Source organism: Acerihabitans arboris, assembly GCF_010131535.1.
Lineage (GTDB): Bacteria > Pseudomonadota > Gammaproteobacteria > Enterobacterales > Enterobacteriaceae > Acerihabitans > Acerihabitans arboris.
Genome location: NZ_WUBS01000006.1, coordinates 217044 through 232753, shown reverse-complemented (window position 1 = coordinate 232753; position 15710 = coordinate 217044). Strand labels below are relative to the sequence as shown.

Below are 15710 nucleotides of genomic sequence, written 5' to 3'. Positions count from 1 at the left end.
ATTGAACATTAATGTGAGGTTTTTACTGAGACGTGGCCCACTTTCCTTTACAATGATAGTCCTTTCCATTTTCAGGCCGACATTTATGCTCATTCCCAAGCTGACGCAGCAAGACATGACGGAAAGCGAACAACGCCAACTTAAGACACTGCTCGACCAGGCAAAAAAGGCAAAAGGACTGCCGCTTTCCAATTCGGAAACCAACCACATCAAAGATGATTATATCGCCCAGCTCATGGCCGAGCGAGAAATCATCGCGAAACAGATCAGGGTCGTCAAAAGACAGAAAAAACTCAAGCCGGATATTTCAGCAACCTATGAATGGACCGCGAACATGCATTCGCGAGGAAAACGATAATATATTGTTTTAAAACATTTTTTAATCAATCAGGGCGAGGATCTCCCCCGCTCCTGGTGAGATATTTATTCTTGCAAACCGCGATTGACCAGCATCGGCTCTATCTCGGGTTCCTTCCCACGCCAATCCCTGTACACCTTGGATAAATCCTGGCTGTTGCCTTTGGATAACACCGCGTCGCGAAAACGCTGCCCGTTCCGCGCCGTTAGGCCGCCCTGCTCCTTAAAGCCTTCATATGCGTCGTCCGCCAACATCTGTGTCCATAGATAGGCATAATAACCGGCCGCATAACCTCCGCCCCAAATATGCTGGAAATAACTGGAGCGATAGCGCGGCGGGACGTAAGGCAAATTAATCTTGAATTCAGCCAGCGCGGCGGCTTCGAATGCGTCCACCTTTTGCTCCGGCTGGCCGGCGCCCAAGGTATGCCAGCGCATATCCATCAGCGCCGCCGCCAGCAGTTCAGTCATTTCATACCCTTTATTAAAGCGTGAGGCATTTTCAATTTTGGTTAATAAATCCGCGGGCATGGGATAGCCGGTTTGATAATGCCTGGCATAATTGGCGAATACGCGCGGTTCGTCAGCCCAATGCTCATTAAACTGGGACGGGAATTCGACAAAATCCCGGGGTGTAGACGTACCGGAGAGGCTGGGATATTCCTGGGCGGCAAACAGCCCATGCAAGGTATGGCCAAATTCATGGAACAGCGTGACGACCTCATCCCAAGACAATAACGCGGGCTGGCCCGCCGCTGGTTTGGCAAAATTGGCGACATTATAGATAACGGGCCGGGTGTCCAGCAGCAGGGATTGATCGACAAAATTGCCCATCCACGCCCCGCCGCCTTTGTTATCGCGCTGGAAATAATCGGTATAAAACAGCGCCATGGGAACGCCGTCTTTATCAAATACTTCATAGACGCTCACGTCCGGGTGGTAAACCGGGATATCGGTACGGGGTTTCAGTTTAATGCCGTAGAGTAGCCCCGCCGCATAAAATACCCCCTGTTCCAGTACCCGGTCCAGCGCAAAATAGGGCCTGATCTGCGCGTCATCAAGATCGTATTTCATCTTGCGCACCCGATCGGCATAAAATTGCCAATCCCAGGCGGCCAGGATAAAGGGTTCCTGCCCGCTGTCTATCAGGGCCTGGATATCGGCGGCTTCCCGCCCGGCCCGCGCGGTGGCTGCCGGCACAATCCGGGTCATGAAATCCAGCGCCGCCGCCGGGGTCTTAGCCATCTGATCCTGTAGCGTCCAGGTGGCATAATCGGCAAAGCCCAGTAGGCTGGCCTGTTCGGCGCGTACCTGGGCAAGCCTGATGATGAGATCACGGGTGTCGTTTTCATCGCCCTTCTCCGCCCGCGACGTCGAGGCGCCAAACAGGGCCTGGCGCGTATCGCGGCGTTCCAGCGTCTGCAACTGCGGCTGCTGGGTGGTGTTCTGCAGCACCAGCAGCCACCGGTCGTCAAGATTGCGCTCGCCCGCCGCCAGTCGCGCCGCCAGGATTTCTTCCGCTGACAATCCGTCCAGCTGCGCCACATCCGTTACCTGCAGCGCGCCCCGTTTGGTGGCATCCAGCAGGCGATGGGAAAACTGCGTGCTTAACCTGGCCGCTTCCTGGTTCAGCGCCGAGAGCCGTTTTTTTTGTGGTTCGGATAACCGCGCGCCGGCCAGGACAAAACGCTGGTAGGTTACCTCGATAAGCCGACGGGATTCGGCGGAAATACCGAGCGTTTCCCGCTGGTTGTATACCCTTTGCAGACGGTGGAATAATCGGCCGTTGAATTTAACGGCATCATCCATGGCGGCCAGTTTCGGTGATTGTTCCTCATCGATGCGCTGCAGCGTATCGCTGGTATTGGCGGAGGTCATGGCGCCAAATACGCTGGTTACCCGCTTCAATAATGCGCCGGAACGTTCCAGCGCAACATAGGTATTCTCGAAGGTAGGCTCGTCGTCCCGCCTGGCGATATGATCAACCTCGGCGAGATATAAACGAATACCCTCATCGATAGCGGGTGAATAATCGCTTTCCTGGATACGGTCAAATTGCGGCGCCTGAAAGGGCAATGGACTGGGCTGATAAAAAGGATTTTTCTGCTGGAGATGATTATTACGCATGGTCTGCTCCTGCCGGATACCGCATAAAAATGAAACAACGTTTTTACAAATGCCATGATGTCTTATTACGTCAGGCGCGGTCGGTAAATCTATATTACATGCTAGCACGCCAGAGATGAAAAAACAGTCTTGCTTGAGCCTTGCCGGAATTAATCAGGCGCGCGGTAAAAACCTGATTATTCATGCGGGTAAATGAACGGCGATTTTGCAGCCAAGCTAGGCCAGCCACACAAAAAAATGCGCCGAAGCGCATTTGAATTTACTGAATATATCTGATGGATAGCGTTTAGCTATTTTTTGCGATTACAAGGAGGCCATATCAATGACGAACCGATATCGCACATCGCTTTTAACCACACGCTCGTAAGCGTCGTTAATCTGCTCGATGTTGATTTTTTCGATATCAGACACAATATTATGTTCACCGCAAAAATCAAGCATCTCCTGGGTTTCCTTGATGGAGCCGATGCCCGATCCAGCCAGGCGGCGACGTCCGCCGATCAGGGCCGCGGCATGCAGCGGCACCTTGTTTTCCGGCAGGCCGACCAGCACCATGGTACCGTCGATTTTTAATAACGACAGATAGGCGCCCCAGTCAATTTCCGTCCCGACGGTGCAGATGATCAGATCAAAGGTGCTTTTCAGTTGCTCGAAGGTAGCCGGATCCCGGGTGGCGTAATAATGCTCCGCCCCCAGGCGCAGTCCGTCTTCTTTCTTTGACAGTGTCTGGCTCAGGACGGTCATTTCCGCCCCCATGGCCTTACCCAGCTTAACGCCCATATGTCCCAAGCCGCCAAGGCCGATAATAGCCACTTTTTTGCCGGGGCCGGCCTGCCAGTGACGCAATGGCGAATACAGGGTGATGCCGGCGCAGAGCAGCGGCGCGGCGGCATCCAGCGGCAGATTGTCCGGAACCGACAGCACATAGCCCTGCTTGACCACGATATGGTCCGAATAGCCGCCCATGGTCGGCGTCTTGCCGTCACGCTCCACGCTGTTATAGGTCAGCACCAGGCCTTCTTTATATTGTTCCAGGTCCACATCGCGCTCGGCGCAATGGACGCAGGAATCCACAAAACAGCCGACGCCGACCCGATCGCCCACGTTGAATTGCGTCACGCCGTCACCCTTGGCCACCACTTCACCGACGATTTCATGACCCGGCACCATGGGGAACATGGCGCCGCCCCACTCGTCCCTGGCCTGGTGGATATCCGAGTGGCATACGCCGCAGTAGGCGATTTTGATCACCACATCATCCTGGCCTGGAGCGCGTCGCTCGAAAGAATAAGGCGTTAGGGGGGCCTTGGCGCTGAGCGCGGCGTAACCTTTTGCTTTAGACATATGACAAACTCCGTGTTGCTTGGATAAAGGAGATGGCTCATGTCGCCATGCATCCGACAGATGCCCTATTCTGACAGCAACGCCTTCGCAACGGGTAGACCATTATTCTTGCGTTATTGCCTGATCCTGCAAGCGGAAGCATATATTCGTTAAATGAAAGGCTAAAAGCGCCCTGCGCCTGTCTATCCACGGTGCCAGGCGCCCGGTAAAAACGCCCATTCTTGATGGTCCCCGCCATCCCATCCATTATTGTCCGGTGTAAAAAAATTATCCAGATAGCGGCGGTTTGATAATCAAAACCGGTTGCGATAAACGTTGCCTATTTTAATATTTCTTGGCTTATCGTTTTTATTTTTAATTAAATCTCTCTCCATTAATTATATTTAACTATATTATGCAGCGTTATGCAATATTATGCAATATTATGCAATACAGAGTAAACGAGTCTTTGCTTTTGGCTGTATTTTATTTTTGTCTGGCTAGAATACGCAGCGTTATCTGATCCTTTCATGGATGACGATCAATAAATGCACAGGTATTCTTTCTGAATAAATATTTAAAGTATAGGCGATCATGAAAAAATTTAATAAAACTTTCGTCGGAGTTATGACATTGTTGGGTGGAATAGCCCAAACTTATGCTGGTGCCGGTGACGAGACAGTAGTTCCTCAATCACCGAAAATATCGCCAGTAGCAAGGCTTATGAGCGATGAATTACATCCACCCCAGGTTGAAAAAAATAATTGGACAGATAATGAACAATCTGCCAATAACTACTATGATTTTCAAACAGTAAACGAAAGGCCGGCTATTGTGGCGGGCTATTCAAAAAATAATCCTTTCAAAATTCCCGTTAGGAAGAAGATTTTAGAAATCAGCAAAGCCAAGTCTCACAACTTAAAAGAGTTGGGTGAATGCATCAAAAAAGATAAAATTGATAAATTAAGGATGGCTGAGCCAGGTATATCCGTATTCAAAAAGGAAATGAAAAAAAATCATATAGTTAAAGAAGTTTCTATTGAAAGCGGCAGCCATATGAAACTTGAAAAAGACGCTGTGATACGTGGCAATACCTTCCACATCGCCAAGGATGCGCTCTGTGGTGGTAATGGATGTATCGCGGGTAACGTGCAAAATAAAGGCTCTGTGTATGTCGGTAAAAGTTATGATAAGGTTTTTAGGCCCGCAGACGGCATACTTAAAAAAGAGGCGCTGACACAAACCGAGAAAACAAAAAATTGCCTTTTGATACAGGGTGATTATGAAGGAAAAACAGGCTCTAAACTGTATCTGAACACCAAGCTGGGCGATGATCTATCGAAAACCGATAGCCTCATCATCATGGGTCATGTGGCTGGCGAGACTGAGCTGGTGATCAATAATGTCAGCGGCGTCGGCGCTAGGACAGCCAGCGGCATACCTATTATAACCACCTTAAGCGCTAATGCAGGCTCAGTTTTTAAGCTGTCGCAGAACCTTGTGGTAAATGGATATCAATATTCGTTACTGCCTGACAATAATAACCTGTTGCTGGTCAGCCGGCCGATATCCGTCTTGGGTGACGACGCTTTTAACAACTCGGTAGATTGGTCCTTTGATGAGCCTTCCGACTTTACTGACAGTGAATTTCAACACGTCCTTCTCCCGCGTAAAGACCCTGGCGTTACCCCGATGCCATCATCCCAAGAGATTGACGATATTATTGACGGTATTAATAAACTAGATGCTTCCGCAGAGTTCGCTTCGTTGTTCATGGATGACCCAGGTTCTGCCGATAGCTTAACGAATGCAGAATTAAACAACATGCGCCAAAGACTCGCCCAGATTAAAGACGATAATACGCCTTATACCAATATTATTCCGGATGCGAGCGTCACGGCAACCGAGCCGAAAAGTTCAGCCACTGAAGACTCTGACCACTCGGTCTTGGGCGATGGGGGCCGCCCGCCCATTCCCGATCTGGTTAGTGCGGATTTTAGCGGCGGGCCTAGTTCTGTCTCCGGTGATGTGATGGTGTTGGCCAATGACGATGAGGGCGGATCTGGTGGCGCCATACGGAATCCCGACCTTCAGGATAACTCTGGATCCAGCGGCGGGGCTGAGGACCTATCTGATACAAGTTCTTTGTTTGATGAAGAAAGAGACGAAGAGAATGAAGCCTTAAACGACATAGGGCATTTGTTTGAGGAAAGGCCTGAGGACGGGGAAGCGCTTGAGGATGGCGATGAAGATCGGGGCGATCCCAATCCCTGGCCCGTCATTCCATCGGCAGACCATAGTCCCGCGCCGGCACCCATTGAATTACGCCCCGAAGCCGGCATTTATGCCGCCAATATGGCTACCGCCAATACCCTGTTCGCCACCCGCGTGCACGACCGTATCGGCGCGCCAATGTTCCCTTCCGCCTTTGACGACGCTGACGGCGCGGGCTACCACCCTTCCCTGTGGCTGCGCATCGCCGGTGGCCAAAACAGCGCGCGCATGCTGGACGGCGCCTTGTCTACCCGCACCAATACCCAGAAGGTACAGCTGGGCGGTGAGATGTTTAGCGGCAGTCACAACGGCATCGACGGACTGCATGCGGGAATCATGTTCGGCGCAGGCAAGAGCCGCAGCCACAGCCATGTTGCCAACGGCCAGAGCGTTAAAGGCGGGCTTGAAGGGTACGCCGCCGGGATATACGGCACCTGGTACACCAACGACGGCAGCCACGAAGGACTTTACCTGGACGGCTGGCTGAACTACAACTGGTTCGGCAATCATGTCAACACCGGCCCATCGGACAAAAAATCGGCGGAAACGGAAACCTACCGTTCACACGGATTTGTCGGCGCGATCGAGGCCGGTTACACCTTGAAGCTGTTTACCGGGACGGCCTTTGACGCCTATTTGCAACCGCAGATGCAAGTAACCTGGATGGGGGTCAAGGCGCAGGACCATATGGACCGCAACGGCGGCCGGGTGATCATGCTGGGTAATGACAATATCCAGACCCGTCTTGGCTCGCGCCTGTATCTGCAGGGATACGCCAGCGTTGATGAAGGTAAGCAACGCATGTTCCGGCCCTATATGGAGATGAACTGGATCCATAATACCAAGGACTTCGGGGTACGTGTGGACCAGACGGCCTATGCCCAGCAGGGCGGTAAGGATATCGGCGAGATAAAAATCGGCAACGAAGGGCAGCTAAACGAGCATTTGGCGCTTTGGGGCAGCGTCGGCCAGCAGGTGGGCGGCAAGGGATATCACGATACCGTCGGCACGCTAGGCGTTAAGGTCAATTTCTAAGCGTCCGATCCCATTAACCAGCGGTGAAAAGAGCTAAACCCTACGGGTAAAAGAGGGCGCAATCCCATTTACCCCTCGGGGCCGGGGGCCGGCTTAGCCGGCCCTCTTTTCAAGACAGGCCGCGGTATTATCCGTGGCTAACGCCGCCAGGCGGTTATAACGGCTGATAATCTCCCCCGCTATCGCCACCGCGATTTCCGCCGGCATTTTACCTTTGACCTCCTCCAGGCCGATCGGACAGCGTAACCGCGCCAAAGCGTCCGGGCCTATTCCCCGTTCGCCCAGGCGATAACAAAAGCGCCGGCGTTTGGTGGCCGATCCAATCAAGCCGCAATAGCGATACTCGCCGCGTTTAAGAATTTGTTCAATCAGCTTAAAATCGAGCTGGTGATCGTGGGTCATCACAATAAAATAGCTGTCGGCCGGCACGGCGTCCAGCGCGTCAAGCGGGTCGTCGATTATCACCTTGATGTGCTCGTCAACCTGGGGCGGAAACTGATCGCCACGGCTGTCAACCCAACTGACATCACAAGGCAACCCGGCCAGGATCCTGACCAGCGCCTTGCCTACGTGCCCGGCGCCAAACAGCGCAATGTGCGGTAGCGCAACGATGACCGGCTCAAATAATACCGTGGTCACGCCGCCGCAGCACTGCCCCAGGCGCGCGCCCAGGGAAAACCGCTCGGTACGGCAGCCAGGGCGTGTTTCGCCCAGCATTTCCCGGGCAATTCGCGCGCATTGAAATTCCAAATGGCCGCCGCCGACGGTGCAAAATTGCCGATCGGCGGTAACCACCATTTTGGTGCCGCTGTCGCGCGGCGTCGACCCCCGATCGTCGATAACCGTAGCCAGCACGGATGGGGTTCTGTTCGCCTGCAGCTGTGCCAGCACGAAGATCCAGTTGTCACTCATAAGGCCGCTCCTTTTTGGGGCGCGCCCGGGTTCCGGCGCCGGCCAGCATGGGTTGCGGCTGCGGTGCCGGCGTGCAGGTCCCGAAATGAGTGACGACGTCACCTTCTGCGGCGGCCAGCAGCGCATCCACCGCCGTCAGTACCCGCTCCGGCGTCGCGGGAGCATCAATGGCGGGCAGGCGACGATAGTCCGCTAAGCTGGCCACCGCGTCCCGGATGGCGCACCACACCGAAATCGCCAGCATAAACGGCGGCTCGCCCACCGCCTTGGAATGGAACACCGTTTGTTTGGGGTTGGCGCGGTTAGCCAATAACCGCACATCCAGCCGCGCCGGCGTATCGCCGATGGTTGGAATCTTGTAGGTGGCGGGTCCGTCGGTCAGCAGGCGGCCTTGCGCGTTCCATACCAGCTCCTCGCTGGTCAGCCATCCCATCCCCTGGATAAACCCCCCTTCCACCTGGCCGATGTCAATGGCCGGATTAAGCGAATCGCCAACGTCATGCAGGATATCGGCGCGCAGCAACCGGTACTCGCCGGTTAACGTGTCCACCACCACTTCGGCGCAGGCTACGCCGTAGGCGAAGTAATAAAACGGTTGCCCGGCGGCCTGCGTGCGGTCATAAAACAGGGTCGGCGTGGCGTAATACCCTTGGCTTGCCAGCGATACCTGCTGGAGATGGGCCAGCTCCGCCACCTCGGCCAGGGTAAATATCCGGCCGGCAACCTTTACCATGCCGTTGCGAAAGGAAATCCGCCCGGCCTCGGTATGATAGACCCGGCATAACATCTCCACCAGGCGCTGTTTAAGCGTTTCGGCGGCATGCTGCGCCGCCTTGCCGTTCAGGTCGGCGCCGGAGGACGCGGCGGTAGGCGACGTATTGGGAATTTTGCCGGTATCGGTGGCGGTGATGCGGATCTGCGCGCTGTCGACGCCCAGCACTTGCGCCACCACCTGCAATACCTTGGTATGCAGGCCCTGTCCCATTTCAGTGCCGCCGTGGTTCAGCTGCAGCGTGCCGTCGGTATACATCAGCAGCATGGCGCCGGCCTGGTTAAGGAAGCTGGCGGTAAAGGATATGCCGAACTTAACCGGGGTCAGCGCCAGCCCGCGCTTTAATATCGGACTGGCGGCGTTATAGGCGATGATTTCCCGGCGACGTTGCCGGTAACCGGCGCTTAGTGCCAGCTCATCGGTAAGTTCGTCCAGCGGATTGTCTTCCACCGGCTGCTGGTAATGGGTGATATTGCGGGTGGTCTTGCCATAATAGTTCAGCCGGCGGACCGACAGCGGATCCAGCCCTGTCTCGCGGGCGATATGCTCGATGATGTGTTCGATGGCCAGCATGCCCTGCGGCCCGCCGAAGCCGCGGAACGCGGTATTGGAGGCGGTATTGGTGCGGCAGCGGTAGCCGGTTATCAGCACATCGGCCAGGTAATACGCGTTATCGGCATGGAACATGGCCCGATCGACAATCGAGGCCGACAGATCGGCGGAATAACCGCAGTTGGCCGCCAAATCCAGTTTCAGGCCGAGCATCAGCCCGCGCGCGTCAAAACCGACGTCGTAGCGCACCAGGAACGGATGGCGTTTGCCGGTCATCAGCATATCGTCACGGCGGCTGAGGCGCATTTTGGCCGGTTTGCCGGTAAGCCGTGCGGCCAGGGCGCATAAACAGGCGGGACCCGCCGCCTGGGTCTCCTTGCCGCCGAACCCGCCGCCCATCCTGCGCATATCGACGGTAATATCCTTCATGTCCACGCCCAGCACCGAGGCCACCAGTTTTTGCACCTCGGTCGGATGCTGGGTAGACGAGAATACCTGCATGGCGCCGTCCTCCCCGGGGACCACCGACGCCACCTGGGACTCCAGGTAAAAATGCTCCTGCCCGCCCATCCGCATGCTGCCCTGGACACGAAGCGGCGCGGCGGCCAGCGCCATGTCCGGATCGCCGCGCCGATGATGATGAGGGACGTCCACATACAGCGCCTTTTCCAGGGCTTCCTCAAGGTCCAGCACCGACGGCAAGGGCCGGTATTCGATTATGGCCGCGGCCGCCGCGCGATGCGCGGTAACGGGATCCCGCGCCGCCACCACTAAAATCACCTGTCCCAGGTAGTCAACCCGCTCTTTGGCCAGCAGCGGATCGCCGGCGACCAGCGGACCGATATCCAGTTCGCCGGGCACATCCTGCCAGGTCATGACGCGCTCGACGCCCGGCAGCCGATAACAGGGCGACACGTCGACGCGGGTTATCAGGGCATGGGCATGTTCACTTAAACGCGGCGCCAGATGCAGCTGGTTAGGCGCTTCCGGGCGATCGTCAATATACAGCGCTTCACCGCTGACGTGTTTGGCCGCGCTTTCATGCGGCAAGGGCCGGCCTACGCCGGCGGCTGTGGACTGGTCGAAGCGCTGTTCGCGCTCACCGGCGGTAAAATTTTTTGCCCGATCAGACATAATGGTCAACCTCCAGGCGATGGCGTGGCAACGAAACGGACAGATAAAAACGCCGCAGCAGATTTTGCGCCACCCGCAGCCGGTAAGCGCCGCCGGCGCGCAAATCGCTTAATGGCGTAAAGTCATCGTTAAGCCTCAGGCAGGCGTTTTCTATCGTTTGCCGATCCCAGGATTTACCCAGTAGCTCGGCTTCGGCGCCGGCGGCACGGCGGGGTGTTTCCGCCATGCCGCCGTACGCCAGGCAAGCTTTATGGATAACGCCATGGCGAATCTCGCAGCAAAAAGCGCCAAACACTGCTGAAATATCGTCCTCACGCCGTTTGGCGACTTTATAGATCCGGTATATATGTGACGCTGTCACCTTTGGCACTATTATCCGTTCGATAAACTCGCCCGCCGCCAGCGCGGTTTTGCGATAAGACAGGAAAAATTGATCCAGCGGCAGTTCCCTGGTGTCGTTTCCCCGCCGCAGTATCAGACTGGCGCCCAGCGCCAGGAGCATCGGCGCCCCATCTCCCACGGGCGAGGCGTTGGCGAGATTACCGCCGAGGGTGGCCTGGTTGCGTACCTGGCGTGAGGCAAAGCGCGCCAGCGCCGCGCTGAATTCCGGCAGGTGCCGCGCCAAAAAGGATTCGCAGGCGCTGAGCGAGGCGCCCGCGCCGATCTCCATCTGCCTTTCGGTCACCGCTAAGGTTTTAAGCTCCGGAACATGATTGATATCAATCAGTAACGGCAACGCTTCCCGGCGCAGGGTAATCGCCAGCGCCAGATCGGTGCCGCCCGCCAGCAGCCGCGCGCCCGGATAGCGTAAAAACGCCTCGCCCAATTGTTCCAGGGTGCGGGGACGCAGGCACAAATGCCGCGTCTGGACGCCGGTTTCGCCATTGGTCCAATCGCCCTGCCCGGGCGTTGACGCGGCTAATTCCAGGTCATCCTGCTCACGCAAGCCGGCCAGGCGCGCCAGCGTCAGGTTTTCCTGCGCGGAGAATTGATCGTTGGCCGCCCCGCAGATCTGCCGCGCGGCGTCGATTATCGGGCGGTAGCCGGTACAGCGGCAGAGATTGCCGCCCAGCGATTGCCGGATCAGTTCATCGGTGCCTGTGCTGCCGGACTTCTGCAGGGCAAACAGCGACATCACTATACCCGGCGTGCAAAACCCGCACTGCGAGGCGTGGTTATCCACCATCGCCTGCTGCACCGGATGTAATCGACCCTGCTGGCGTAAATCCTCCACCGTCAGCACCTGTTTGCCGTGCAGCGCGCCGATCAGGGTGATACAGGCGTTAATGCTGTCATAGCGCAGTTTACCCTCTACGGCCTGGGCCAGAACCACGGTGCAGGCGCCGCAGTCGCCGGACGCGCAGCCCTCCTTGGCGCCCTGGCGTCCCTGGTGACGGCGCAGATATTCCAGCACCGTGGTGTTGGCATCCAGCCCGGCCTCGCTGACCAGCGTCTGGTTAAGTAAAAAACGGATCATGCGGCCCCCTGTTTTATCTCATCGTCATCGCGCCGGTAGACCGGTTTGCCCTGGATCCAGGTTTGGTAGATAGTGCGGTCGTCACCCAGGATCATCAGCAGGAACAGGCGCTCGCGCAGCGTGGCGCTGTTGGCCTGGCGCAGCCGCTGCAGTGGGGTCGCACGGGGATCGAGCACCACAAAATCCGCTTCCTTGCCGGGCGCAAAGTTACCTAAAACGCCGTCAAGGGATAACGCATGGGCGGCACCCAGCGTGGCATGGTAAAGCCCCTCGTAAACCGACAGGCGATAGCCTCGCAACTGGCCGACCTTATAGGCTTCCGCCAGGGTTTGCAGCAGGTTGAAGGTGGTGCCGGCCCCCACATCGGTGCCGATGCCCAGTGGAATACGCCAATCCCATTTTTTTTGCAGGTCAAACAGTCCGCTGCCGAGAAACAGATTGGAGGTGGGACAAAACGCAATGGCGGAACGGGAGTGGGCCAGATCGCGCCACTCCTGCTCGTCCAGGTGCAGACAGTGGGCAAAAACGCTTTTGCGGCCCGTGAGGCCATGGTGCCGGTAGACATCAAAATAGTTAACGCGCTCGGGGAACAGCGCCTTTACCCAGGCGACCTCTTGGGTATTTTCGCTCAGGTGGGTTTGCAGATAAAGATCGGGGAACTCCCGGCGCAGCCGCCCCACCACCGCCAATAGCTCGGGCGAGGAAGTCGGCGCGAAACGCGGCGTAAGCGCATAGCTCAGCCGTCCTTTATTGTGCCAGCGCGCTATCAGCCCCCGGGTGGCCTCTTCGCTTTGCCCGGGCGTTTCCAGCAGCGCGTCGGGCGCGTGGCGGTCCATCATTACCTTACCGGCGATAAGACGCATATGGCGTTCAAACGCGGCGGCAAACAGCGCGTCGACCGACTGGGCGTGCACCGTGCCGTACACCATGGCCGTGGTGGTGCCGTTACGTAACAGCTGGTCCAAAAAGAACGACGCCATGCCGGCGGAACGATCCGGGCAATGGTATTGGCTTTCGGTGGGAAAGGTGTAGTGGTCCAGCCAGTCCAGCAATTGCTCGCCGTCGGCGCCAATCATTTCTGTTTGCGGATAATGTATATGGCTGTCGATAAAGCCCGGCATGATGATATTATCCGGCAGATGGAGTATTTCCAGCCGGGGATCCAGGCGCGCTTGCGCTTCGTTCCAGGACTGTAGGGAAATAATTTTCCCCGCCTTCAGTAATAGCAGGCCGTCTTCAATAAAACGCGCGCTCCCCTCCAGTTCGCTGGGATCGGCAACGCTGCGCGTGAAATCAAAAAAACTGCTGCGAATAGCTTTGATATCGTTCATGACGCTGGCCTTAATAACGCATTCGCCCGCCTGATATGCTGGGCCGAAGGATAAATGATCTTTCTTCCCGGGACGTATTGGCTCGTTACCGCCCATTTATATATCTTCCCTTTCTTATTATTTTATTGGCAAGATTTATGCCAATATCCCATGCGGATAAAAATTTAAATAATTACTTATATATCAACATATTATTGCATTTTTTATGCGACATGAACCTATGATTGGGCGGAGGAAACCTAATATGAGTATAAGCAAACGTTTGCTTTGAATCGCAACCGTTTGCCTATACTATTTGAGGTCGAAATAATGCCAGGTCGACCTGGATTTCAGCCTTTTTTTAACCTTAAAGCTCCGGCGAATGTTAACAGTTCGCACAATATTAATCCTTACGCACTAAAATGACGCGCAGGGTCCGCATAACGGGCTGTTGATGGCCAAGACATTAGTTTATGCTCAAAGGTCCGCAGGCTCGCCTGCGGGCGCTTGATATTTCCGACATGTACTACTGCGAGGAGAATTCTTATGGAATATCGTCTACTGGGCCGTTCCGGCCTGAAAGTATCGGTATTGAGTCTCGGCACCATGACCTTCGGCGGCAAGGGGAAATTTGCCAAAGTCGGCGACACCGGCGTGGCGGAAGCGCGCCGCCAGCTGGCCATTTGTATCGACGCGGGCATTAACCTGTTCGACACCGCGGACGTTTACTCCCAGGGGGTTTCGGAAGAGATTTTGGGCGAGGTGCTGAAAGATAAGCGCGATAGCGTCCTGATTGCTTCCAAAGCCCGATTTCCCATGGGGAACGGGCCTAACGATCGCGGATCGTCGCGCCACCATCTGATCCGCGCCTGTGAAGCCAGTTTAAAACGGCTGAATACCGACCATATCGATTTATATCAACTGCACGAATGGGATGGACAGACCCCGCTGGAGGAGACGCTGTACGCCCTCGAACAGCTGGTCGACAGCGGCAAGGTGCGTTACGTCGGCGTGTCGAATTTCTCCGGTTGGCATTTAATGAAAACCCTTGGCGTTGCAGAGCGCCTGAACCTGATCCGCCCGGTGAGCCAGCAAATCCATTATTCCCTGCAAAGCCGTGAAGCGGAGTATGAACTGCTGCCGATCACCCAGGATCAGGGATTGGGCGTGATGGTCTGGAGCCCGCTGGCCGGGGGATTGTTATCCGGCAAATACCGTCGGGACCGCCAGCCTGAAGGCAGCACCCGCCATCTGGAAGAATGGAATGAACCGCCGATTTACAACCAGGACGCCTTGTACAATATCGTTGACGTGCTGGTGGAGATTGCCGGGGAACGGGACGTATCCGCCGCCCAGGTGGCGTTGGCGTGGTTAATCAGCCGGCCGGCCGTCACCTCGGTCATCATCGGCGCGCGCACCGAAGTGCAGTTAAAAGATAACCTGCGCGCGGCGGATCTGGCGCTTAACGCCCAGGAGCTTGCCCGTCTATCCGACGTCAGCCGTCCGCCGCTGATTTATCCTTATTGGCATCAGGCGCAGACGGCCTCCGACAGGCTATCGCCCGCCGACCTGTCTTTGATTGCGCCTTATCTGCGCAAACCCTAGTCTGTTGTTAAGGTAGTCAACATCTGAGTTTATTTTATAAAGTTATATAAATTCAGTCATATAAGGAACCGCTGCATGATTATTTTTGTTACCGGCGCCACCGCCGGCTTTGGCGAAACCATCGCCCGTAAATTTCTCAAGCAGGGCCATAAGGTGATTGCCACCGGTCGCCGCCAGGAGCGTCTTGATCAACTGAAAGCCGAACTGGGGGATGACCTTTATCCCCTGAAGCTTGATGTACGCGATCGCGAAGGCATTACCAGCGCCGTTGCCTCCCTGCCGCCGCAATGGCTGGAAGTGGATGTGCTGGTCAATAACGCCGGCCTGGCGTTGGGCATGGAGCCGGCGCATAAGGCTAACCTTGATGATTGGGAAACCATGATCGATACCAACAACAAGGGACTGGTCTATATGACCCGCGCCCTGTTGCCGGGCATGGTGGAACGCCGGCGCGGCCATGTGGTCAACCTGGGTTCCACCGCCGGGCGCTGGCCTTACGCGGGCGGCAATGTCTATGGCGCCACCAAGGCCTTCACCCGCCAGTTCAGCCTTAACCTGCGCACCGACCTGGTGGGCACCAAGGTGCGGGTCACGGACATCGAGCCAGGACTGGTGGGCGGTACCGAGTTTTCGGCGGTGCGTTTCAAAGGCGATGACAACAAGGTGGAAAATACCTATAAGAACGCCGACCCGTTAATGCCGGAAGATATTGCCGAAGCCGTCTATTGGGTAACCACCCTGCCGGCCCACGTCAATATCAACGTGCTGGAAATGATGCCGGTCAATCAGTCATTCGCCGGTCTTAGCGTGCATCGCGACGAGTAAATCCACC

Annotated in this window: 10 protein-coding genes; 4 read left to right on the top strand and 6 right to left on the bottom strand. The window is 56.0% G+C overall.

The genetic code is table 11. From position 1 onward, the window contains the following. The first annotated feature begins 85 nt into the window (after positions 1-85). On the top strand, positions 86-358 hold the full coding sequence (locus tag GRH90_RS10380) for a YjbD family protein (RefSeq protein ID WP_162365863.1): 273 nt from the start codon (positions 86-88) through the stop codon (positions 356-358). A gap of 65 nt (positions 359-423) precedes the next feature. On the opposite strand, the gene dcp is transcribed toward GRH90_RS10380, so the two are convergent. Both dcp and GRH90_RS10370 read right to left on the bottom strand, forming a co-directional pair. Continuing rightward, entirely contained in the window at positions 424-2484 is a 2061-nt protein-coding gene (dcp, locus tag GRH90_RS10375; RefSeq protein ID WP_162365862.1) for a peptidyl-dipeptidase Dcp, read from the bottom strand. A 303-nt stretch (positions 2485-2787) separates the two neighbouring features. Further along, positions 2788-3828 (bottom strand): NAD(P)-dependent alcohol dehydrogenase, encoded by a 1041-nt coding sequence (locus GRH90_RS10370; RefSeq protein WP_162365861.1) that lies wholly within the window; start codon positions 3826-3828, stop codon positions 2788-2790. A 573-nt stretch (positions 3829-4401) separates the two neighbouring features. On the opposite strand from GRH90_RS10370, the gene GRH90_RS10365 reads away from it, so the two are divergent. Then, on the top strand, positions 4402-7116 hold the full coding sequence (locus tag GRH90_RS10365; protein ID WP_162365860.1) for an autotransporter outer membrane beta-barrel domain-containing protein: 2715 nt from the start codon (positions 4402-4404) through the stop codon (positions 7114-7116). Between the two features lie 93 nt (positions 7117-7209). On the opposite strand, the gene xdhC is transcribed toward GRH90_RS10365, so the two are convergent. Genes xdhC through guaD form a run of 4 tightly spaced genes read right to left on the bottom strand, consistent with a single transcriptional unit; the run spans position 7210 to position 13294 of the window. Further along, the gene (gene xdhC, locus GRH90_RS10360; RefSeq protein ID WP_162365859.1) at positions 7210-8028 is read right to left on the bottom strand and encodes a xanthine dehydrogenase accessory protein XdhC; all 819 of its coding nucleotides are present in this window, start codon (positions 8026-8028) and stop codon (positions 7210-7212) included. Then, a complete protein-coding gene (gene xdhB, locus GRH90_RS10355) occupies positions 8021-10486 on the bottom strand; it encodes a xanthine dehydrogenase molybdopterin binding subunit (protein WP_162365858.1) in 2466 nt (821 codons plus the stop codon). Before xdhB ends, xdhC begins: the two co-directional genes overlap by 8 nt. Next, entirely contained in the window at positions 10479-11963 is a 1485-nt protein-coding gene (xdhA, locus tag GRH90_RS10350; RefSeq protein WP_162365857.1) for a xanthine dehydrogenase small subunit, read from the bottom strand. Before xdhA ends, xdhB begins: the two co-directional genes overlap by 8 nt. After that, a complete protein-coding gene (gene guaD / locus GRH90_RS10345) occupies positions 11960-13294 on the bottom strand; it encodes a guanine deaminase (RefSeq protein ID WP_162365856.1) in 1335 nt (444 codons plus the stop codon). Before guaD ends, xdhA begins: the two co-directional genes overlap by 4 nt. A 525-nt stretch (positions 13295-13819) precedes the next feature. Here guaD and GRH90_RS10340 point away from each other — a divergent pair. Then, complete coding sequence (locus tag GRH90_RS10340) at positions 13820-14878, top strand: aldo/keto reductase (protein WP_162365855.1); 1059 nt, start codon at positions 13820-13822, stop codon at positions 14876-14878. A gap of 75 nt (positions 14879-14953) precedes the next feature. Beyond that, positions 14954-15703, top strand: coding sequence for a bifunctional NADP-dependent 3-hydroxy acid dehydrogenase/3-hydroxypropionate dehydrogenase YdfG (gene ydfG, locus GRH90_RS10335; protein WP_162365854.1), 750 nt, complete (start codon positions 14954-14956; stop codon positions 15701-15703). Positions 15704-15710: the final 7 nt, after the last annotated feature.